Origin of the sequence: Streptomyces kronopolitis, from assembly GCF_050953795.1 — a bacterium.
GTDB lineage: Bacteria > Actinomycetota > Actinomycetes > Streptomycetales > Streptomycetaceae > Streptomyces > Streptomyces kronopolitis_A.
The window spans coordinates 5,937,156-5,959,744 of sequence record NZ_CP191850.1; the positions used below are offsets into that span (position 1 = coordinate 5,937,156).

Sequence of the window (22,589 nt, forward strand, 5' to 3'; positions counted from 1 at the left end):
CCGGAAATAGCTACGCCAGGCAGTGCCGCTGAGCGGCCCCGGCGCCCGGCGGAGGAGAGCACCATGGATCAGCGATTCGATGCCACCGAGCGCTTCGCGGAAGGCGCGCAATTCATCGCGGGACGTCTCCGGAGCGGCAGTTCCGGCCGCACCCAGGACGTCGTGGACCCGGCGACCGGCGAGACGGTGTACTCCTACGAACTCGCCGGTGCGGCGGATGTGGACGCGGCCGTCGACGCCGCCCGGCAGGCCTTCGCGGACTGGGGCGGCGCCACGCCCGGCGAGCGCTCCGACACCCTGCACCGCTTCGCCGCCGCGCTCGCCGAGGACGCCGGTGACCTCGCCCGCGCCGAGTCGCTGAACTGCGGAAAGCCGATCAAGCTCAGCGAGGAGTTCGACGTACCGGGCTCGATCGACAACGCCGCGTTCTTCGCGGGCGCCGCCCGCCACCTGGAGGGCAAGGCGGCCGGGGAGTACAGCCCCGACCACACCTCCGTGATCCGCCGCGAGCCGATCGGCGTCGTCGGCTCCATCGCCCCCTGGAACTACCCGCTCCAGATGGCTGCCTGGAAGGTGCTGCCGGCCATCGCCGCGGGCAACACCATCGTCCTCAAGCCGGCCGAGATCACCCCCTTCACCTCGCTGCTGTTCGCGCAGGCCGCCCAGCGCGCCGGGCTGCCCGACGGCGTGCTCAACATCGTCTCCGGCGCCGGCCGGGACGCCGGTGAGCGGCTCGTGGGCCACCCCTCCGTCGCGATGACCTCCTTCACCGGCTCGACCGCCGTCGGCAAGCGGGTCGCCGAGATCGCCACCGGCACCGTCAAGCGGCTGCACCTCGAACTCGGCGGCAAGGCCCCCTTCGTCGTCTTCGACGACGCCGACCTGGAGGCCGCCGTGCACGGCGCGGTCGCCGGCGCCCTGATCAACACCGGCCAGGACTGCACCGCCGCCACCCGCGCCTATGTCCAGCGCCCCCTCTACGACGCCTTCGTCAAGGGCGTCGCCGACCTGATGGCGACGGTGCGGCTCGGCGACCCCTTCGACCCGTCCACCGATCTGGGCCCGCTGATCTCGCACGCCCAGCGCGACCGGGTGGCGGGCTTCGTCGACCGGGCCCGCGCGTACGCCACCGTCGTCACCGGTGGCGAGGCCCCGGCCGGCGCGAACGGGGAGCTGGCCCGGGGCGCGTACTACCGGCCCACGCTGGTCGCCGGCGCCGCGCAGGACAGCGAGATCGTGCAGTCCGAGCTCTTCGGCCCGGTGCTGGTCGTGCTGCCCTTCGACAGCGACGACGAGGGCATCGCACTCGCCAACGCCACCCCCTACGGGCTGGCCGCCTCCGCCTGGAGCCGGGACGTCTACCGCACCGGCCGCGCCACCCGTGAGATCAACGCGGGCTGCGTCTGGGTCAACGACCACATCCCGATCATCAGCGAGATGCCGCACGGCGGTGCCAAGGCATCCGGCTTCGGCAAGGACATGTCGGCCTACTCCTTCGAGGAGTACACCCAGGTCAAGCACGTGATGTACGACAACACCGCGGTGGCCCGCAAGGACTGGCACCGCACGGTCTTCGGGGACCGCCCGTAAGGGACCTCCCCCCGGGGCCCCCGGGCCCTTCCTGCGGCCAGCGCCGCGCGGCACCGTCACCACCGGCCGAACGCCGGGTCCACCCCTGAAAGGGCACCGCGCATGGAGCACCACGAGCAGCCCGAACCCCTGTCCCCGGCCGAACTCAGCGCCGTGCGCCGCAGCATGACCGACGGCCGGCTGGCCATGACCCGGCGCTCCCTGCTGCGCGCCGGCGGCGGCCTGGCGGCCGCGGTCGGCGGGCTCGGCGCCCTGTCGGCCTGCGGGATCCCGCCCGCGGGCCGCACGGACGCAGGCAAAAGCACGGACCACTCGGCGGCGGAGAAGCGCCTCAACTTCTCCAACTGGACCGAGTACATGGACGTCAGCAAGGACGGCAAGCGCCACCCGACGCTCGACCGCTTCACCGGGCGCACCGGCATCGCCGTCAACTACACCGAGGACATCAACGACAACGACGAGTTCTTCGGCAAGATCCAGGCGCAGCTGGCGGCCGGCCAGGACACCGGCCGCGACCTGATCGTGCTCACCGACTGGATGTGCGCCCGGATGATCTCCTTGGGCTGGATCCAGCAGCTGGACCCGGCCAACCTGCCGCACGCCTACGCCAATCTCTCGGCGCAGTACCGCGACCCGGCCTGGGACCCGGGCCGCGCGCACTCCTATGTCTGGCAGGGCATCCCGGCGATCATCGCGTACAACAAGAAGGCCACCGGCGGGAAGAAGGTCGACTCGATCAGCCAGCTGCTGGAGGACCCGCAGCTCAAGGGCCGGGTCGGCTTCCTCTCCGAGATGCGCGACAGCGTCGGGCTGACCCTGCTGGACATGGGCAAGCGGCCCGAGGACGTCACCGCCGACGACTACGACGCGGCCCTCGCCCGGCTCCAGAAGGGCGTCGACTCCAAGCAGATCCGCCGCTTCACCGGCAACGACTACACCAACGACCTGGACAAGGGCGACCTGGCCGCCTGTGTGGCCTGGGCCGGCGACGTCGTCCAGCTCCAGAACGACAACCCCGACATCGCCTACGCCGTCCCGAAGTCCGGCTACATGGTGTCCACCGACAACCTCATGGTGCCGAACAAGGCCCGCCACAAGCAGAACGCCGAACGGCTCATCGACTACTTCTACGAGCCGAAGGCGGCGGCCCGGCTCGCGGCGTACATCAACTACGCCTGCCCCGTCGACGGGGTGCGCGAGGAACTCGCCAAGATCGACAAGAAGGCGGCGGCCAACCCGCTGATCCTGCCGGACAAGGAGATGGCCGCCCGCTCCCACTCCTTCCGGGCGCTGTCCGCCAAGGAGAACAAGGAGTTCGCCCAGAAGTTCTCCGACCTCACCGGCGCCTGACACCCCGCCTCCGGGCCCGCCCGAGCCCCCTCGCCCTCCGACCCACGGGACGACCGACATGACGAAGACCGAGACCCCCCAGAGCAGCGGAGGCGATGTCCGCCTCCACGGGATCAGCAAGACCTACGGCTCCTTCACCGCCGTCCAACCGCTCGACCTGACCGTCCCCGCGGGCTCCTTCTTCGCGCTGCTGGGCGCCTCGGGCTGCGGCAAGACCACCACCCTGCGCATGATCGCCGGGCTGGAGGAGCCGACCACCGGGACCGTCGAGCTGTCGGGCCGGGACGTCACCGCCCTGCCGCCCTACAAGCGCCAGGTCAACACCGTCTTCCAGAACTACGCCCTCTTCCCGCACCTGGACATCTACGAGAACGTCGCCTTCGGCCTGCGCCGCCGCGGCATCAAGTCCGTCAAGAAGCAGGTCGAGGAGATGCTCGACCTCGTCCAGCTCGGCCCGATGGCCCGCCGCAAGCCGCAGCAGCTCTCCGGCGGCCAGCAGCAGCGGGTCGCGGTCGCCCGGGCGCTGATCAACCACCCGCAGGTGCTGCTCCTCGACGAGCCGTTGGGCGCCCTCGACCTCAAGCTGCGCCGCCAGATGCAGTTGGAGCTCAAGCGCATCCAGACCGAGGTCGGCATCACCTTCGTGCACGTCACCCACGACCAGGAGGAGGCCATGACGATGGCCGACACCGTGGCCGTGATGAACGGCGGCCGGGTCGAGCAGCTCGGCGCCCCCGCCGACCTCTACGAGAACCCGGGCACCACCTTCGTCGCCAACTTCCTGGGCACCTCCAACCTGATCGAGGCCGAGGTCGTCGAGGCCGGCGGCGAGGAACTGCTCCTGCGGGCCGCGGACACCACCCTGCACCTGCCCGCCGCCCGGTGCAGCGCCTCGGCCCGCAAGGGCGAGAAGGTGCTGGCCGGCGTCCGGCCCGAGAAGGTCGCCCTGACCCACGCCGACGACGCCGGCGACATCGCCGCCGACCACAACCGGCTCCCCGGCCGCATCAAGGACGCCAGCTTCATCGGGGTCTCCACCCAGTACGTCGTCGACGTCCCCGGCCTGGGCGAACTCGCCGTCTACGAGCAGAACATCGAGCGCGACGGCCGCCTCGTGCCCGGCGCCGGCATCGTGCTGCACTGGAGCCGGGCGCACACCTTCGGACTGGATGCCACCCAGGACATCCAGGCCGGCGCGGACCTCGACGAGGAGGCCGCGTGACCACCACCGCCACCCCCGCGCCGCCGGCCGGACAGAGCGAGGCCGCGCCGCCGGCCCTGCGCAAGACCCCGGTCCGCAAGCGCCTGGTCCCCTACTGGCTGCTGCTGCCCGGCATCCTGTGGCTGATCGTCTTCTTCGCCGCACCGCTCGTCTACCAGGCGTCGACCTCGATCCAGACCGGCTCCCTCGAAGAGGGCTTCAAGGTCACCTGGCACGTCGCCACCTACTGGGACGCCCTCGGCGAATACTGGCCGCAGTTCCTCCGCTCGATGGGCTACGCCGCCGTCGCCACCGTGCTCTGCCTGACCCTGGGCTACCCGCTGGCCTACCTCATCGCCTTCAAGGCGGGCCGCTGGCGCAACATCGTGATGATCCTGGTCATCGCCCCGTTCTTCACCAGCTTCCTGATCCGCACACTCGCCTGGAAGACGATCCTGGCCGACGGCGGACCGGTCGTCGCGCTGCTGAACTCGCTGCACGTCCTGGACGTCACCAGCTGGCTGGGCGTCACCGAGGGGCACCGGGTGCTGGCCACCCCGCTCGCGGTGGTCTGCGGACTGACCTACAACTTCCTGCCGTTCATGGTCCTGCCGCTCTACACCTCGCTGGAGCGCATCGACCCGCGCCTGCACGAGGCCGCCGGCGACCTCTACGCCCGCCCCTCGACCACCTTCCGCCGGGTGACCTTCCCGCTGTCGATGCCCGGTGTCGTCGCCGGCACCCTGCTGACCTTCATCCCGGCCGCCGGTGACTACATCAACGCCGAACTGCTGGGCTCCACCGACCAGAAGATGATCGGCAACGTCATCCAGTCCCAGTTCCTGCGGGTCCTGGACTACCCGACCGCCGCCGCGCTCTCCTTCATCCTCATGGCGGCCATCCTCGCCATGGTCACGTTCTACATCCGCAAGTCCGGGACGGAGGACCTGGTCTGATGGCCGTCCACGAGACCACGAACGCACCCGGGACCGGCGCCGCCCGCACCCCGAACCGGGGCCTGCGCTGGCTGCGCCGCAACATCGTCGCGATGGCGGGCCTCGCCACGCTGGGCTATCTGATCCTGCCCAACATCGTGGTGATGGTCTTCTCCTTCAACAAGCCCAACGGCCGCTTCAACTACCAGTGGCAGCGCTTCTCCACGGACGCCTGGAGCGACCCGTGCGGCGTCGCCGACCTGTGCGGATCGCTCGGCCTGAGCCTGCAGCTGGCGCTGTGGGCCACCATCGGCGCGACCGTCCTCGGCACCATGATCGCGTTCGCGCTGGCCCGCTACCGCTTCCGCGCCCGGGCCGGCGTCAACACCCTGATCTTCCTGCCGATGGCGATGCCCGAGGTCGTCATGGCCGCGTCGCTGGCGACCCTCTTCCTCAACATGGGCATCCAGTTCGGCTTCTGGACGATCCTGATCGCCCACATCATGTTCTGCCTGAGCTTCGTGGTCACCGCGGTCAAGGCCCGGGTGATGAGCATGGACCCGCGCCTGGAACAGGCCGCCCAGGACCTCTACGCCTCACCCGTCCAGACCTTCCTGCGGGTGACGCTGCCGATCGCCGCCCCCGGCATCGCGGCCGGCGCGCTGCTGTCCTTCGCCCTGTCCTTCGACGACTTCATCATCACCAACTTCAACGCCGGCTCCACCGTGACCTTCCCGATGTTCGTCTGGGGATCGGCACAGCGGGGCACGCCCGTACAGATCAACGTCATCGGCACGGCGATGTTCCTGGTCGCCGTGTTGTGCGTACTCGCCGGCCAACTGGCCGGGAACCGCCGCAAGAGGAGCAAGAGGAGCTGAGAACCATGGCACGAGCTGCCATGCCGCATCCGTCCGGGGCGTCCCCCGTCCATGCGCTCGCGGACGCCGCCCCCACCCCCTTCTGGCTCGACGACCCCGCCCGCCCCGCCGCCCTGCCGGCCCTCGTCGGCGACGAGACCTGCGATCTGCTGGTCGTCGGCGGTGGTTACTCGGGACTGTGGACCGCGCTGATCGCCAAGGAACGCGACCCCGAGCGCGACGTCGTCCTCGTGGAGGGCGCCGAGATCGGCTGGGCCGCCTCCGGGCGCAACGGCGGCTTCTGTGCCGCCTCCCTCACCCACGGCCTGGGCAACGGACTGGCCCGCTGGCCCGGCGAGCTCGCCACGCTCGAAAAGCTCGGCATCCGCAACCTCGACGCCATCGGGGAGGCCGTCGCCCGCTACGGCATCGACTGCGACTTCGAGCGCACCGGCGAGATCGACATCGCCACCGAGCCGCACCAGGTCGCCGAACTCCAGGAGGCCGCCGAGGACGCCGCCGACCTGGGCCTCAACCGGCACACCTTCCTCGACGAGGACGCCCTGCGCGCCGAGGTCGACTCACCGACCTTCCGCGCCGGGCTGTGGGACCGCGACGGCGTCGCCATGCTCCACCCGGCCCGCCTCGCCTGGGGCCTGAAGCAGGCCTGCCTCGACCTCGGCGTCCGCATCCACGAACGCACCCCCGCCACCGCGCTCGCCGGGGACGGCACCGGCATGGCCGTCCGCACCCCCTACGGCCGGGTCTTCGCCCGCCATGTCGCGCTGGGCACCAACGCCTTCCCGTCCCTGGTCAAGCGGGTCCGCCCGTACGTCGTCCCGGTCTACGACCACGCCCTGATGACCGAGCCGCTGACCGGCGAACAGCTCGCCGCGATCGGCTGGAAGAACCGCCAGGGCCTCTCGGACTCCAACAACCACTTCCACTACTTCCGACTCACCGCCGACCACCGCATCCTGTGGGGCGGCTACGACATCGTCTACCGCTACGGCGGCGGCGTACGCGCCGAGTACGACCACCACCCGGCCACCTACGAGAAGCTCGCCCGGCACTTCTTCCGCTGCTTCCCGCAGCTGGAGGGGCTGCGCTTCACCCACTCCTGGGGCGGCGCCATCGACACCTGCTCGCGCTTCTCCGCCTTCTTCGGCACCGCGCACGCCGGCCGGGTCGCCTACGCCACCGGGTACACCGGCCTCGGCGTGGGCGCCACCCGCTTCGGCGCCGAGGTGATGCTCGACCTGCTCGCGGGCGAGCGCACCGAGCGCACGGAGCTGGAGATGGTGCGCAGCAAGCCGCTGCCGTTCCCGCCCGAGCCGCTGCGCTGGGCCGGCATCGGCATCACCCAGTGGTCGATGACCCGCGCCGACACCCGTGCCGGACGCCGCAATCTGTGGCTGAAGGCCATGGACAAGGTGGGCCTGGGCTTCGACAGCTGACGCCGGGACAGGGGGCGGCCGGCCGCGCGCCGTCCGCTCCCTGGTGGGTCTACGGGAGCCCCGCCGGCCGCTCCCGCGGGTCCACCGCGCGGCGTTCGCCCGCCCACCGGTCGCACACCGCGCACCACAGCGCGAGCAGCACCCCCGCCAGGCACCAGCTGCCGAGCACGTCCAGCGGCCAGTGATAGCCGCGGCGGACCAGGCCGGTGCCGACACCCGCGTTGAGCAGCACCAGCCCGGCGGCGAGCGCCGGCCCGACCTGGCGGCGGGCCGGTGTCCGCCGCCCCCCGCGGCACAGCAGCAGCGCGCTCAGGCCGTAGAGCACCGCCGCCGTGGCGGCGTGGCCCGACGGGTAGAAGCCGTCGTGCGCGGCCCCCGCCATCGCCGCCGGGCCCGGCCGGGCGAGCCACAGTTTGAGCGGGACCACGAGTGCCGGCACCGCGGCGGCCGTGAGCCCGGCCGCGAGCGGGGGCAGCCACCAACGCGGGGGAGCGGCGTCGTCGTCCGCCGGCTCCCGGGCCTCGCGCCGGCCCCGCCACAGGGCCCACGCCACGGCCGCCGCCAGCACCGGCAGCGCCACCGCCGTGTTTCCCAGGTCGGCGAAGAACTCCGCGGGCCCGGCGGGAAGACCTCCGGAGGCCACGGCGCGGCCGAGTCGCTCGTCGAGCGCGCGCAGCGGGCCGTGGGCCGCCACCTGCCAGGTGAGCACCGCGAACAGCAGCGCGCCGACCGGGCAGAGCGACAGCGGGCCCGGAGGGCGGGAGCCGGGGCCGGACGGTGCCGCGGGGCCGGACGATCCCGGAGACGTCGGAGACCTGCGCGCACCGGAACGGCGCGGAAAAGAAGTCGGCCGCCTCGGAACAGGGGGGGTGGTTCCGAGGCGGCCGCGGTGACCGGTGTCCCGCGCGCCCCGGGGGGTATGGGGCGGGCGGACATCCGATCGGTGAGGATTCCCGGAGTTCCCTGTGCCAGGGGTTCCGGTGTTGTGCGCGAGGGCACGGCCTGGCCGGAGCTGGGGAAGCGCCAACCGGGCGTCGCCCGCAGTCCCCTGCGAGCGGGGTGTTTCTCTCATCTGCAGAAACCGTACGGCACCGGAACCGCGCCGGACAGCCGCATCACCCGCCCGCCATCGGCCCCGCACATCTTCTTCACGCCGTGCCTCCACCTCCGCACTTTCGCACAGAAATGAGCACAGAAATCAGCACAGAAGTGGTCACGAAGCGGGCGCGCAAGGGGGCGGCCGAGGGGGCGCGGCGCGACGGCGGCGGTCGGCCGATCGGGCGGCCGTACGGTCGGGGGACAAAACGGGACGCGGCCCGGGGCCCGGCATCGTCTGCCGTGCCCCGGGCCGCGCCGGGTTACTGCCGCGGAAGCGGAACCGCCCGCGTGCGGGCCGCCGCTCGGACCCCTGGGTCCGTTCGGTCCGTTCGGTCCGCTCGGACCGCTCAGATCGTGGCGAAGGCGCCTTCGAGGATGTCCAGGCCCTCGCCCAGCAGGTCCTCGCCGATGACCAGCGGCGGCAGGAAGCGCAGCACGTTGCCGTAGGTGCCGGTGGTCAGCACCAGCAGGCCCTCCTGGTGGCAGGCCTTGGCCAGCGCGGCGGTGGCCTCCGGGTTCGGCTCCTTGGAACCGGACTTGACCAGCTCGATCGCGATCATCGCGCCGCGGCCGCGGACCTCGCCGACGATGTCGTACTTCTCCGCGATCGCGTTCAGCCGCGGCTTCATGATCTCGCCGATCCGGCGGGCCTTGGCGTTCAGGTCCTGCTCGCGCATGGTCTCGATCGAGCCCAGCGCCGCGGCGCAGGCCACGGGGTTGCCGCCGTAGGTGCCGCCCAGGCCGCCGGCGTGCGCGGCGTCCATGATCTCGGCGCGGCCGGTCACCGCGGCCAGCGGCAGACCGCCCGCGATGCCCTTGGCGGTGGTGATCAGGTCCGGGACGATCCCCTCGTCCTCGCACGCGAACCACTGACCGGTACGGCAGAAGCCGGACTGGATCTCGTCCGCGACGAAGACGATGCCGTTCTCCTTCGCGAAGGCGGCGATCGCGGGCAGGAAGCCCTTGGCCGGCTCGATGAAGCCGCCCTCACCGAGCACCGGCTCGATGATGATCGCCGCGACGTTCTCCGCGCCGATCTGCTTGGTGATCTGCGAGATGGCCTGGTCCGCGGCCTCCTGCGCACAGTTCTCCGGGCCGGTCAGCCAGCGGTAGGGGTAGGCCACCGGGACGCGGTAGACCTCGGGCGCGAACGGGCCGAAGCCCTGCTTGTACGGCATGTTCTTGGACGTGAGCGCCATGGTGAGGTTCGTACGCCCGTGGTAGCCGTGGTCGAAGACGACGACGGCCTGGCGCTTGGTGTGCACCCGGGCGATCTTGACGGCGTTCTCGACGGCCTCCGCGCCGGAGTTGAACAGCGCCGACTTCTTCGCGTGGTCGCCCGGCGTCAGCTCGGCCAACTGCTCACAGACCTCGATGTACGGCTCGTACGGCGCCACCATCGCGCAGGTGTGGGTGAAGGCCTGGAGCTGCGCGGTGGCCCGGCGGACGACCGCCTCCGCGCTGTTGCCGACCGAGGTCACCGCGATGCCGGAGCCGAAGTCGATCAGCGAGTTCCCGTCCACGTCCTCCAGGACACCGCCGCCCGCCCGCGTGACGAACACGGGCAGCACGGCGCCGACCCCGCCGGCCACCGTGGCCTGCTTGCGCGCCCACAGCTCCTGCGACTTCGGGCCGGGGATCGCGGTGACGACGCGACGCTCCTGGGGGAGGGCGGGGCCTCCGGACAGTTCGGTCATGGCAGTCTCCTGGGGTGGAACGGGGACGTACAAAGGTCTTGTTCTCGCAGGCTAGGGGCGGCCGGGCGGCTCCGGCATGTTCCGTTCGGGAGAAGTGCGCGTGTTGCGTTGTCCGCACCGGACATAGCGGCGGCCCCCGGCCAGTAGATTGAGCGGCGGCGCGCCCGGCAACGGCACACACCGTCCCGGGCATGACAATGGCAGCGCGGCCCGGCGACGCGGCCGCGGGTACCAGGACGCAGCAGGCCACGGCTCAAGGGGGACAAAGGCACCGGATGGACACCGAGGGCACGCACGACGCACAGGACACCCGTTCCGACCAGGTTCCGCGCCCGGCGGCAGGCCCGGATGTGCCACCCCGGCCCACCACGCCCCCGGACTTCGTCCCGCCGCCGGCGGCCATCCCGCAGCCATCCGCCGCCCCGGCGGCCCCCGCGCCCGGCGCCCCGGCCGCGGACCCGCCGCTGCTCGGCTGGCTGCGCGCCCCCCGCCCCTCCGCCGCGCCCGGCGTGTGGACCCTCGGGCACCGGCCCCGGCCCGCGGTGGAACCCGACCGGATCCCCGCGCGCCAGCTGATCGGCGGGGCGGTCATCTCGTTCCTGTGCGGATGGCTGCTGTGGTCGCTGCTGTGGAACCAGTACCTCGGCAGCTACTGGCTCTGGCCGCTGCTGCTGCTGACACCGGACTCCTGGCGGACGGCCGGCGGCGACAAGATGGTCTACGTGGTGGCCACCTACGCCTACTACGGCCTGGTGCTGGCGATTCTGGCCGTCGTCTTCGGCCGGCTCGGCCGCTGGCCCGAACTCGCCCGCCGCTTCCTGGGCCCGGTCCTCGGCCGGCTGCGCACGCGCGCTCCGGCGCCCAGGACACAGCCCGCCGCCGACCGGGCCCAGTGGCCCGAACTGCGGGCGCACGGTGCCGCCGACGCGGCCGACACCCTCGTCGCCGAGGCCCTGGCCGGCCGGATGAACGATGTGGACGTCGCCCGGATCGAGCGCGCCTGGCACTCGGTGCGGTCCGGCAAGAACTCCCTGGCCTCCTTCACCGACACCGTGCTCCGGTCCGGCGCGGCGGCCTGTGCGCACCCCTCGGGCCGGCGCGATCTGCCCCGCCGGACCGCCCACCACGACCTGCTCGCCCGTCAGGTCCGCATCGGCACCGCCGCCGACCACCCCCGCAACCCCTATCAGCACCGCCTCGCCGGCAGCGCCCTGGAGCCCGCCCTGCTGGGGACCTCGCTGCTGGCCGTCGGGCCGGCCGGCAGCGGCAAGACCACCCGGGTCGTCAAACCCGTCGTGGAGTCGATGTGTCTGCAGGCGCTGGCCGGGCAGTGCGCGGTGGTCGCGGTCGGTCCGGCCGGCTCGGACCTCGGCGGGGACGACGCGTTCGACGTGGTGGTCCGGATCGGCCGCCCCGACCCGGAGTGCGATCTCGACCTGTACGGCGGGACCACGGACCCCGACGAGGCGGCCGGCATCCTCGCCGAGGCGCTGGTCGGTGACCTCGCCGAGCAGCTGCCCGGCGGCGACAGCCGGCGCGCCGCGACCGCGCTGGCCCAGCTGCTCGGCCCCTTCGCGGCCGCCCATGACCGCTTCCCCACCGTCCCCGAGCTGCGCGAACTGCTGGACGGCGCGCCCGGGGCGATGGCCGCGCTGCGCACCGCCCTGGCGGACGCGCAGGCCCACACCCTGCTGCGCGAACTCGACGCCCGGGCGCGCCAGTCGGAGCGCCACGGCGACCTCGGCGTACTCCTCGCCGATCGCATCGCTCTCCTGGACCGGCCCGCCTTCGCCGGGTTCTTCGACCCGACCGGCGCCACCCGGCAGGTCTCGCTGCGCGCTCTCGACCATCCGCTGCGGGTCCGTATCGAGCTGCCCGAACGCGGTCACGCGGAAGCCTCCCGCATCCTCGCCCGGCTGGTGCTGGCGCAGTTCACGGAGTGTGCGGTGGCGCGGGCGGACCGGTCGGTGTTCGCCTGTCTGGTGTTGGACGAGGCGGCGCACACCGTGACCGCCGAGGCGCTGCGCGGGCTGCAGCGGCTGCGGTCGGCGAATGCCGGGGCGGTGCTGACGCTGCGTTCGCTGGACGAGGTGCCGGACGCGCTGCGGGGCACGCTGCTCGGGTCGGTGGGCTGCCGGATGGCGTTCGCGGGCGTGACGACCTGGGACGGGGCCCGGTTCGCGGAGGTGTGGGGCAAGGAGTGGGTGGAGACCCGCGATGTGACGGACCGTCAGATCATTGCGGAGGGTGCCGCGATGAAGGCGCTGCACCTGTTCCGCCACCTGGTCACCGGCAAGGCGCCCACCGCCAAGGCCGTCACCGTCCGCACCGTCGAGCGGGAGCGCTGGTCCGCCTCCGATCTGGCCAATTCGCTGCCGCCGGGGCACGCCGTGCTGTCCGTGACGTCGGTGGCCGGGGAGCACGCCCCGCCCGTGCTGGTGGACCTGCGGGCTTAGGGGACCGGCGGAGGGCGGATGCCGGGCCGGGCGGGAGCGAACCCGCCCCGGGGCCGGTGTGCGGGCGGGCTCCCCGGTGGTGGCGGGAATGTCCGGAGCGCGGGTGCCCCGGATTCCTCCGCTGAGGCAGAATCGACACCAGTCGTTCATACAGGGCGGCGAAAAGGAAGGGGACAGCGGCTGGTCCTCCCGGGCCGGCCGGTGACCGGCTGCCGGCCGGTCGTCCCCCGCAGTCGTCGAGGTCACGAAGGTCCCATGCCGCACACGCTCGCATCCCTGGTCAACCACACCGCGCTCAAGCTGACCGTGCTCGCCGGCGAGGAGCAGCTGGACGCGCCGGTGCGCTGGGCGCACGCGAGCGAGCTGATCGACCCGGTGCCCTACATGGAGGGCGGCGAGCTGCTGCTGATCACCGCGCTGAAGCTGGACGCGGAGGACGCCGAGGCGACCCGCAGCTATGTGCGGCGCATCGCCCGGGCCGGGGTGGTCGGGCTGGGCTTCGCGGCCGGGGTGAACTACGAGGGGGTGCCGCAGGCACTGGTCGAGGCGGCGAGGGAGGAGGGGCTGCCGCTGCTCGGGGTGCCCCGCCGGACCCCGTTCATCGCGATCAGCAAGGCGGTCTCGGCCGCCGTCGCCGCCGACCAGTACCGGGCGGTGACCGCGGGCTTCGAGGCGCAGCGGGAGCTGACCCGGGCGGCGCTCGGCACCGAGGGCCCGGCCGAGCTGCTGGCCCGGCTCGCGGCCCATCTGGACGGCTGGGCCGCGCTCTACGACGCCTCGGGCGCGGTGGTGGCCGCTGCCCCCGACTGGGCGGCCCGCCGCGCGGCCCGGCTCGCCGAGGACGTCGGGCGGCTGCGCGAGCGGCCCGCGCCGGCCAGCTCCGTGGTCAGCGACACCGACGGCGACGACCGGGTCGAGCTGCAGTCGCTGGGCACCGGGCGGCGGGCCCGCGGGGTGCTCGCGGTCGGCACCGCCGCGCCGCTCGGCACCGCCGAACGCTTCGCCGTGCACTCCGCGGTCGCGCTGCTCACCCTGACCACCGAGCGTTCCAGGGCGCTGCAGGACGCCGAGGCACGGCTGGGGGCCGCGGTGCTGAAGATGCTGCTGGCGGCGGAGCCGGACCACGCCCGGGCGGTGGCCGGGCGGCTCTACGGCGGGCTGCTGGACGCGCCGTTCCGGGTGGTGGTCGCCGAGCCGGTGCCCGCAGAGGAACAGGCGCCGGGGGCGGCCGGGGGCGCCGCCGTCCCCGGGGGCCTGGACGCGCTGGCCGACGCGATGGACTCCGCGGCCGCCCGGACCGGCGAGGCGCTGCTGGCCGTGCCGGACGGCGGCCGGCTGATCGTGCTGGTCGCGGACGGCGGCGCGGCCGCGGCCGCCTGCGCCGCGCACGCCGCCGAGGCCGAGACCCGGGCCGGTGCGCGGCCGCGGGGGCGCGGCCGCTCCGGGCGGGGAGCGGGCGGCCACGGCGGGACGGTCGCCATCGGGCTGTCCGCGCCGACCGGGCCGATGGCCGCCGCCCACGCCTACCGCCAGGCCGAGCAGGCGCTGTCGGTGGCCCGCCGCCGCGGCCGGGCGCTGGTCGAGCACGAGGACGTGGCGGCCGGCTCCGTGCTGCCGCTGCTCGCCGACGACGCGGTCCGCGCCTTCGCGGACGGGCTGCTGCGGGCGCTGCGCGAACACGACGCGACCGGCCGCGGCGACCTGGTGGCCTCGCTGCGGGCCTGGCTCGCCCGGCACGGCCAGTGGGACGCGGCCGCCGCCGACCTGGGCGTGCACCGCCACACCCTGCGTTACCGGATGCGGCGCGTGGAGGAGATCCTGGGGCGCTCGCTGGACGACGCGGACGTGCGGATGGAGCTCTGGCTGGCGCTGAAGGCGACCTCGTCGCCCGAGACCGGATCCGGCCCGCCGCCCGCCCCGTGACGGCCCGCCCGCCCGCGCGGTGAGCCCTTCGGCCGCGTGAAGGGGACCGCTGGCACGCGCCAGGGACCGCCCTCGTACGTCCCGCCGGCCACGCCCCCGCGCCCGCCCCGTACGCCCCCTCCACCGCGGAGAGACCGGCCCGCCGATTACTACGCTACGGACAAACGCCACGGCGCCGCCGTCCCCCTACCGTGGGTGCTGAGTCAAAACCGCAGAGGCGCTCGCTGAGCCATGCGCACCACCCACCACGTCTGAAGGGCCGGGTTCCACTGTGCCGATCTCCACTGATGCAGCCCCCACCGCCTTCTGGCTCGCCGGCCGCGAGGCCACCGGCGAGGCCACCTTCGATGTCACCTCCCCCTGGGACGGGCGTCTCGTCGGCACCGTGAGCGTCCCCACCGAGGAGCAGGTCGAGGAGGCGGTCGCCGCCTCCGTCGCCGTGCAGGACGAGCTGGCCGCGACCCCCGCGCACGTGCGCGCCGCCGCCCTGGACCATGTGCACCGCCGGCTGGTGGAGCGTACGGAGGAGATCGCCCGGCTGATCTCCGCGGAGAACGGCAAGCCCATGAAGTGGGCGCGCGGCGAGGTCGGCCGGGCCGTCTCGGTGTTCCGCTTCGCCGCCGAGGAGGCCCGCCGCTTCAACGGCGGCGAGGCACAGCGGCTGGACACCGACGCGGGCGGCGCCGGCCGGCTCGCGCTGACCCGCCGCTTCCCGCGCGGCACGGTCCTGGGCATCGCCCCGTTCAACTTCCCGCTGAACCTCTGCGCGCACAAGATCGCCCCGGCCATCGCCGCCGGCGCCCCGATCATCCTCAAGCCGGCCCCCGCCACCCCGCTCTCCGGTCTGATCCTCGGCGAGCTGCTGTCGGAGACCGACCTGCCGGCCGGCTCCTGGTCGATCCTCCCGGTGCCCAACGAGCGGATGACGGCGCTGGTCCAGGACGAGCGGCTGCCGGTCGTCTCCTTCACCGGCTCGGAGAAGGTCGGCTACGCGATCCTGGACTCGGTGCCGCGCAAGCACTGCACCCTGGAGCTGGGCGGCAACGGCGCCGCCGTCGTGCTGCCGGACTACTCCTCCGAGGCGGACCTGGACTGGGCGGCGCAGCGCATCGCCACCTTCTCCAACTACCAGGGCGGCCAGTCCTGCATCTCCGTGCAGCGGGTGATCGCCGACGCCTCCGTCTACGACCGGCTGGTGCCGAAGATCGTGGCGGCCGTCGAGGCGCAGATCACCGGTGACCCCTCCGACGACGCGACCGAGGTCGGCCCGCTGGTGAGCGAGGACGCCGCCAAGCGCGTCGAGTCCTGGGTGGAGGAGGCCGTGGAGCGCGGCGCCAAGCTGCTCGCCGGCGGCAAGCGCGACGGCGCCTCCTACGCGCCGACCGTGCTGGCCGAGGTGCCCGCCGACGCGACGCTGTCCTGCGAGGAGGTCTTCGGGCCGGTGCTCACCGTCACGAAGGCCGACGGCGTCGACGCGGCGTTCGCGGCCGTCAACGACTCCAAGTTCGGCCTCCAGGCGGGCGTGTTCACACACGATGTGCAGACCGCGTTCCGCGCCCACCGGGCGCTGGAGGTCGGCGGCGTGATCATCGGCGATGTGCCGTCCTACCGCGCCGACCAGATGCCCTACGGCGGCGTCAAGCAGTCCGGCGTGGGCCGCGAGGGCGTGCGCTTCGCGATGGACGACTACACCTACGAGCGGGTCATGGTCCTCACCGGACTCGCCCTGTAGTACCCGGCGCGGCGCGCTCCCGGCACCTCGTGCCCGGAGCGCGCCGCGGCCGTTTCCGGGGTCCGCGGCGGTGTCCCGCACCCCCCCCGAAGGGCCGAGAGCCGCGGGCCGTGCCCGACCGGCGGCGCGGCGCAGGCCCCCCATGGCGCGCGGGCGCCCTTGCGCCCGTCATCTCCTCGTACCTCCAGTGGTGCAACCCGTGCGGATCGGGTAACTCTCACAAGTAGCGCTGTCCAGCGGCCGACCGGCCCGCCGGCGCTGAACTCCCGAACCCGCGGCGAGGTGAGCTCCTGATGACCGCTCCATCCATCCGCAACGTTTCCGAGCGCGAAGCACGCCAGGTCGCCGAGGCGGCCCGTGAGCAGGACTGGCGCAAGCCCAGCTTCGCCAAGGAACTGTTCCTGGGGCGCTTTAGGCTCGACCTCATCCATCCGCATCCCACCCCCGCGGTCGACGACGTGCGCCGCGGCGAGAAGTTCCTCGCCACGCTGCGCGAGTTCTGCGAGACGAAGATCGACAGCGCCCGGATCGAGCGCGAGGGAAAGATTCCGGACGAGACCGTCAACGGGCTCAAGGAGCTCGGCGCGCTCGGCATGAAGATCGACGCGAAGTACGGCGGCCTCGGACTGACCCAGGTCTACTACAACCGGGCGCTGTCCCTGGTCGGCACCGCCAGCCCCGCCATCGGCGCGCTGCTCTCGGCGCACCAGTCCATCGGCGTACCGCAGCCGCTGAAGCTGTTCGGCACCAAGGAGCAGAAGGAGACCTTCCTGCCGCGCCTGGCGCGCACGGACATCTCCGCGTTCCTGCTGACCGAGCCCGACGTCGGCTCGGACCCGGCCCGGCTCGCGACCACGGCCGTCCCGGACGGCGACGACTACGTCCTCGACGGCGTGAAGCTGTGGACCACCAACGGCGTGGTCGCCGACCTGCTGGTGGTCATGGCGCGGGTGCCCGCCTCCGAGGGCCACAAGGGCGGCATCACGGCCTTCGTCGTCGAGGCCGATTCGCCCGGCGTCACCGTCGAGCACCGCAACGCCTTCATGGGCCTGCGCGGCCTGGAGAACGGCGTCACCCGCTTCCACCAGGTGCGGGTCCCCGCCTCCCACCGCATCGGCCCCGAGGGCGCCGGCCTGAAGATCGCGCTGACCACCCTCAACACCGGGCGGCTGTCGCTGCCCGCGATGTGCGTCGGCTCCGGCAAGTGGTGCCTGAAGATCGCCCGTGAGTGGTCCGGGGCCCGCGAGCAGTGGGGCCGCCCGGTCGCCGAGCACGAGGCCGTCGGCGCCAAGATCTCCTTCATCGCCGCCACGACCTTCGCCCTGGAGGCGGTCGTCGACCTCTCCTCGCAGATGGCCGACGAGAACCGCAACGACATCCGCATCGAGGCCGCCCTCGCCAAGCTCTACGGCTCCGAGATGGGCTGGCTGATCGCCGACGAGCTCGTCCAGATCCGCGGCGGACGCGGCTTCGAGACCGCCGACTCGCTCGCCGCCCGCGGCGAACGCGCCGTCCCCGCCGAGCAGCTGCTGCGCGACATGCGGATCAACCGGATCTTCGAGGGCTCCACGGAGATCATGCATCTGCTGATCGCCCGCGAGGCGGTGGACGCCCACCTGTCCGTCGCCGGCGACCTCATCGACCCCGACAAGACCCTCGCCGACAAGGGCCGGGCGGCGGCCAAGGCCGGCGGGTTCTACGCCCGCTGGCTGCCCAAGCTCGTCGCCGGACCGGGCCAGCTCCCGCGCACGTACCAGGAGTTCGGGATGCTCGCCGGGCACCTGCGGTACGTCGAGCGGACCTCCCGCAAGCTCGCCCGGTCCACTTTCTACGCGATGTCCCGCTGGCAGGGCCGGATGGAGACCAAGCAGGGCTTCCTCGGCCGGATCGTCGACATCGGCGCGGAGCTGTTCGCGATGAGCGCCGCCTGTGTCCGCGCCGAGTACCTCCGGGAGACCGACGACCACGGCCGCGAGGCGCAGCAGCTGGCCGACGTCTTCTGCCGGCAGGCGCGGATCCGGATCGAGGAGCTGTTCGGCCGGCTGTGGACCAACACCGACGACCTCGACCGCAAGGTCGTCTCCGGGGTCCTCGGCGGCAACTACACCTGGCTGGAGGACGGCATCGTCGACCCCAGCGGCGACGGCCCCTGGATCGGCGACGCCACCCCGGGCCCGAGCATGACGGACAACGTCCGGCGGCCCATCCGCTGACCCTTGCGCGGTGCGCGCTCCGGGGCCGCTGCGGCAGTCGACCGCCGCAGCGGCCCCGTGGCGTGCCGGGTGGCCCCGGGCCCGCGTGATCGCCGGGAGGCGCCCTTGGTGTCGGGGGCACCGCGGCGACCGGCCACAATGGACCCCATGACGGACTCCCTCGCCCATCCGCACCTGCGCTTCGAGCCGGCCGCAGGCGACCCGGACGGCCCCCACGGGCCCCGTTCCCTGGTGATCCTCGGCTCGACCGGTTCGATCGGCACCCAGGCGATCGACATCGTGCTGCGCAACCCGGACCGCTTCCGGGTCACCGCGCTCTCCGCGGCCGGCGGCCGGGTCGAGCTGCTCGCCGAGCAGGCGCACCAGCTGCGGGTGACCGCCGTCGCGGTGGCCCGCGAGGACGCCGTGCCGGCGCTGCGCGCGGCCCTGGCGGACCGCTACGGCGCGGGTGAGCCGCTGCCCGAGATCCTGGCCGGCCCCGACGCGGCCACCGACCTGGCCGCCTCGCCCTGCCACACCGTCCTCAACGGCATCACCGGCTCCATCGGCCTCGCCCCGACCCTGGCGGCCCTGAAGGCCGGCCGGGTGCTGGCCCTCGCCAACAAGGAGTCGCTGATCGTCGGCGGCCCGCTGGTCAAGGCCGTCGCCGCGCCCGGCCAGATCATCCCCGTCGACTCCGAGCACTCCGCGCTCTTCCAGGCGCTGGCCGGCGGCGCGCGCGCCGAGGTCCGCAAGCTCGTGGTCACCGCCTCCGGCGGCCCGTTCCGCGGCCGGACGAAGCGGGAGCTGGCCGGGGTCACCCCCGAGCAGGCGCTGGCCCACCCCACCTGGTCGATGGGCCCGGTCGTCACGATCAACTCCGCGACCCTCGTCAACAAGGGGCTGGAGGTCATCGAGGCACATCTGCTGTTCGACGTCCCCTTCGAGCGCATCGAGGTCGTCGTCCATCCGCAGTCCTACATCCACTCGATGGTGGAGTTCACCGACGGCTCCACGCTCGCCCAGGCCAGCCCGCCCGACATGCGGATGCCGATCGCGCTGGGCATCGGCTGGCCCGAGCGGGTCCCCGACGCCGCACCGGGTGTGGACTGGAGGAACGCCCAGAACTGGGAGTTCTTCCCGCTCGACGGGTCGGCCTTCCCGTCCGTCCCGCTGGCCTGCCACGTCGGCGAGCTGGGCGGCACCGCACCGGCCGTCTTCAACGCGGCGAACGAGGAATGCGTGGAGGCATTCCTCAAGGGCGGGCTGCCGTTCACAGGGATTGTGGATACCGTCGCCGATGTGGTCGCCGCACACGGCACGCCCGCCAGGGGAACTTCCCTGACGGTCGCGGACGTCCTGGAAGCGGAGACCTGGGCGCGCGCCCGCGCCCGCGAACTGGCCGCCCGTGCGGCACGGACACCTTCGGAGGCTCGCGCATGACGACCTGGATGACCATCCTCGGCATAGTCGTCTTCGTCGTCGGCCTGCTGTTCTCCATCGCCTGGCACGAACTCGGCCACCTCTCCACGGCCAAGCTGTTCGGTATCCGCGTGCCGCAGTACATGGTGGGCTTCGGGCCGACGCTCTTCTCCCGCAAGAAGGGCGACACCGAGTACGGCATCAAGGCCGTCCCGCTCGGCGGCTACATCCGAATGATCGGGATGTTCCCGCCCGGGGACGACGGAAAGCTCCAGGCCCGCTCCACCTCGCCGTTCCGCGGCATGATCGAGGACGCCCGCTCGGCGGCCTTCGAGGAGATGCAGCCCGGCGACGAGAAGCGGCTCTTCTACACCCGCAAGCCCTGGAAGCGCGTCATCGTGATGTTCGCCGGGCCGTTCATGAACCTGATCCTGGCGGTCGTGATCTTCATGAGCGTGCTGATGGGCTTCGGCATCAACACCCAGACGACCTCGGTCGGCTCCGTCTCGGACTGCGTCATCTCGGCGGCCGCCAAGACCGACAAGTGCCCGGCCGGCGCCAAGGACTCCCCGGCCAAGGCAGCGGGCCTGCGGGCCGGCGACAAGATCGTCTCGTTCAACGGCCGGGCCGTCCCCGACTGGGCCGCCCTCCAGCAGCAGATCCGCGACACCACCGGGCCCGCCACCCTCGTCGTCGAGCGGCACGGCGCCCGGACGACCCTGCACGCCGATCTGATCGAGAACAAGGTCGCCAAGACCGACGGCCACGGCGGCTATGTGCCCGGCCGGTTCGTCAGCGCCGGATTCCTGGGCTTCACCCCGGCCAGCGGCGTGGTCCCGCAGACCTTCGGCCAGTCCGTCGACCGCATGGGCAACATGGTCGAGCAGGGCGTCTCCTCGCTGATAAACCTCCCCGCCAAGGTCCCGGACCTGTGGAACGCGGCCTTCAACGGCGGCGAGCGCAAGCAGGACTCCCCGATGGGCGTGGTCGGCGCGGCCCGGGTCGGCGGCGAGGTCTTCTCGCTGCACATCCCGCCGGAGCAGCGGGTGGCGACCATGCTCTTCCTGGTCGCCGGCTTCAACCTCTCGCTGTTCCTGTTCAACATGCTGCCGCTGCTGCCGCTGGACGGCGGGCACATCGCCGGGGCCCTGTGGGAGTCGATCCGGCGGGCCTTCGCCAAGATCGTCCGGCGGCCCGACCCCGGCCCCTTCGACGTCGCCAAGCTGATGCCGATCGCCTACGTCGTCGCCGGGATCTTCATCTGCTTCACGCTGCTGGTGCTCGTCGCCGACGTGGTGAACCCGGTGAAGCTCACCTGACGGCGCCGGCGGGCGGGACGGCCGGGCACCTCTGTGGCGTTTGGAGGTGCCCGGCCGTCCCCTTTCGTGGTGCCCCGGGGAGCGGATGTGCCTCCTGCAAGCCCGGTGCCGTAACCTCGAAGGCCGGAGCCCGCCGATGCGGGGCCTTGATCCACACCTTGGGGTTGCTCGCCAGATGACTGCCATTTCACTGGGAATGCCGGACGTACCGACCAAGCTTGCCGACCGCCGGGTCAGCCGCAAGATCCAGGTCGGTACGGTCGCCGTGGGCGGAGACGCACCGGTCTCGGTGCAGTCGATGACGACCACACGCACGTCCGACATCGGCGCGACGCTGCAGCAGATCGCCGAGCTGACGGCCTCCGGCTGCCAGATCGTCCGGGTCGCCTGCCCGACGCAGGACGACGCCGACGCGCTGCCGGTGATCGCCCGGAAGTCCCAGATTCCGGTCATCGCGGACATTCATTTCCAGCCGAAGTACGTCTTCGCCGCGATCGACGCCGGCTGTGCCGCGGTCCGTGTCAACCCCGGCAACATCAAGCAGTTCGACGACAAGGTCAAGGAGATCGCCAAGGCGGCCTCCGACGCCGGCACCCCGATCCGGATCGGCGTCAACGCCGGCTCCCTGGACCGCCGCCTGCTCCAGAAGTACGGCAAGGCCACCCCCGAGGCGCTCGTCGAGTCCGCGCTGTGGGAGGCCTCCCTCTTCGAGGAGCACGGCTTCCGCGACATCAAGATCTCGGTCAAGCACAACGACCCGGTCGTGATGGTCAACGCCTACCGCCAGCTCGCCGCCCAGAGCGACTACCCCCTCCACCTCGGCGTCACCGAGGCCGGCCCCGCCTTCCAGGGCACCATCAAGTCCGCGGTCGCCTTCGGCGCGCTGCTCAGCGAGGGCATCGGCGACACCATCCGCGTCTCGCTGTCCGCGCCGCCCGCCGAAGAGGTCAAGGTCGGCATCTCCATCCTGGAGTCGCTCAACCTCCGCCAGCGCCGGCTGGAGATCGTCTCCTGCCCGTCCTGCGGCCGCGCCCAGGTCGACGTCTACAAGCTCGCCGACGAGGTCACCGCGGGCCTGGAGGGCATGGAGGTGCCGCTGCGCGTCGCCGTCATGGGCTGCGTCGTCAACGGCCCCGGCGAGGCCCGCGAGGCCGACCTCGGGGTCGCCTCCGGCAACGGCAAGGGCCAGATCTTCGTCAAGGGCGAGGTCATCAAGACCGTCCCCGAGTCGAAGATCGTCGAGACCCTCATCGAAGAGGCACTGAAGATCGCCGCGCAGATGGAGGCGGACGGCGTCGCCTCCGGCGCCCCGGTCGTCTCCGCCGCGGGCTGAGCGCCGCCCTCCCGCAGCCGCCGAGCC

The 22,589-nt window shown here is 72.7% G+C and carries 15 protein-coding genes; 13 read left to right on the forward strand and 2 right to left on the reverse strand.

The window, feature by feature from the left end; translation table 11 throughout:
- Window positions 1–63: 63 nt before the first annotated feature.
- The 6 genes from ACQP17_RS26395 (at window position 64) to ACQP17_RS26420 (ending at window position 7,390) form a co-directional block, all read left to right on the forward strand.
- Window positions 64–1,590, forward strand: a complete 1,527-nt coding sequence (locus ACQP17_RS26395; protein WP_433858489.1) for a gamma-aminobutyraldehyde dehydrogenase — start codon at window positions 64–66, stop codon at window positions 1,588–1,590.
- Window positions 1,591–1,692: 102 nt separating this feature from the next.
- Window positions 1,693–2,940, forward strand: coding sequence for a polyamine ABC transporter substrate-binding protein (locus ACQP17_RS26400; RefSeq protein ID WP_433858490.1), 1,248 nt, complete (start codon window positions 1,693–1,695; stop codon window positions 2,938–2,940).
- Between the two features lie 58 nt (window positions 2,941–2,998).
- A complete protein-coding gene (locus ACQP17_RS26405; protein ID WP_364878898.1) occupies window positions 2,999–4,162 on the forward strand; it encodes an ABC transporter ATP-binding protein in 1,164 nt (387 codons plus the stop codon).
- Window positions 4,159–5,097 carry an ABC transporter permease gene (locus ACQP17_RS26410; RefSeq protein WP_433858491.1) on the forward strand — a complete coding sequence of 313 codons (939 nt, stop codon included), beginning with the start codon at window positions 4,159–4,161 and terminating at the stop codon, window positions 5,095–5,097. Before ACQP17_RS26405 ends, ACQP17_RS26410 begins: the two co-directional genes overlap by 4 nt.
- Window positions 5,097–5,954, forward strand: a complete 858-nt coding sequence (locus ACQP17_RS26415; RefSeq protein ID WP_373294194.1) for an ABC transporter permease — start codon at window positions 5,097–5,099, stop codon at window positions 5,952–5,954. Before ACQP17_RS26410 ends, ACQP17_RS26415 begins: the two co-directional genes overlap by 1 nt.
- A gap of 20 nt (window positions 5,955–5,974) precedes the next feature.
- On the forward strand, window positions 5,975–7,390 hold the full coding sequence (locus tag ACQP17_RS26420; RefSeq protein WP_433860011.1) for an NAD(P)/FAD-dependent oxidoreductase: 1,416 nt from the start codon (window positions 5,975–5,977) through the stop codon (window positions 7,388–7,390).
- A 49-nt stretch (window positions 7,391–7,439) separates the two neighbouring features.
- Here the strand turns inward: ACQP17_RS26420 and ACQP17_RS26425 are convergent, their stop codons facing one another.
- Together ACQP17_RS26425 and gabT are read right to left on the reverse strand one after the other, a co-directional pair.
- Window positions 7,440–8,099, reverse strand: coding sequence for a phosphatase PAP2 family protein (locus ACQP17_RS26425; protein ID WP_433858492.1), 660 nt, complete (start codon window positions 8,097–8,099; stop codon window positions 7,440–7,442).
- Between the two features lie 736 nt (window positions 8,100–8,835).
- Entirely contained in the window at window positions 8,836–10,185 is a 1,350-nt protein-coding gene (gene gabT / locus ACQP17_RS26430; RefSeq protein ID WP_433858493.1) for a 4-aminobutyrate--2-oxoglutarate transaminase, read from the reverse strand.
- A gap of 275 nt (window positions 10,186–10,460) precedes the next feature.
- Here gabT and ACQP17_RS26435 point away from each other — a divergent pair, with 275 nt between their 5' ends.
- The 7 genes from ACQP17_RS26435 to ispG all read left to right on the forward strand — a co-directional run bounded on the left by ACQP17_RS26435 (window position 10,461) and on the right by ispG (window position 22,562).
- On the forward strand, window positions 10,461–12,641 hold the full coding sequence (locus ACQP17_RS26435; RefSeq protein WP_433860012.1) for an ATP-binding protein: 2,181 nt from the start codon (window positions 10,461–10,463) through the stop codon (window positions 12,639–12,641).
- 255 nt (window positions 12,642–12,896) lie between these two features.
- Window positions 12,897–14,564, forward strand: coding sequence for a PucR family transcriptional regulator (locus tag ACQP17_RS26440; RefSeq protein WP_433858494.1), 1,668 nt, complete (start codon window positions 12,897–12,899; stop codon window positions 14,562–14,564).
- Window positions 14,565–14,835: 271 nt separating this feature from the next.
- Window positions 14,836–16,296, forward strand: coding sequence for an aldehyde dehydrogenase family protein (locus tag ACQP17_RS26445; RefSeq protein WP_433858495.1), 1,461 nt, complete (start codon window positions 14,836–14,838; stop codon window positions 16,294–16,296).
- 293 nt (window positions 16,297–16,589) lie between these two features.
- A complete protein-coding gene (locus tag ACQP17_RS26450; protein ID WP_433858496.1) occupies window positions 16,590–18,509 on the forward strand; it encodes an acyl-CoA dehydrogenase family protein in 1,920 nt (639 codons plus the stop codon).
- Window positions 18,510–18,656: 147 nt separating this feature from the next.
- Window positions 18,657–19,931, forward strand: coding sequence for a 1-deoxy-D-xylulose-5-phosphate reductoisomerase (dxr, locus tag ACQP17_RS26455; RefSeq protein ID WP_433858497.1), 1,275 nt, complete (start codon window positions 18,657–18,659; stop codon window positions 19,929–19,931).
- The gene (locus tag ACQP17_RS26460) at window positions 19,928–21,229 is read left to right on the forward strand and encodes a M50 family metallopeptidase (protein ID WP_433858498.1); all 1,302 of its coding nucleotides are present in this window, start codon (window positions 19,928–19,930) and stop codon (window positions 21,227–21,229) included. The genes dxr and ACQP17_RS26460 overlap by 4 nt, the downstream gene beginning before the upstream one ends.
- Window positions 21,230–21,404: 175 nt before the next feature.
- A complete protein-coding gene (gene ispG / locus ACQP17_RS26465) occupies window positions 21,405–22,562 on the forward strand; it encodes a flavodoxin-dependent (E)-4-hydroxy-3-methylbut-2-enyl-diphosphate synthase (protein WP_129249747.1) in 1,158 nt (385 codons plus the stop codon).
- Window positions 22,563–22,589: the final 27 nt, after the last annotated feature.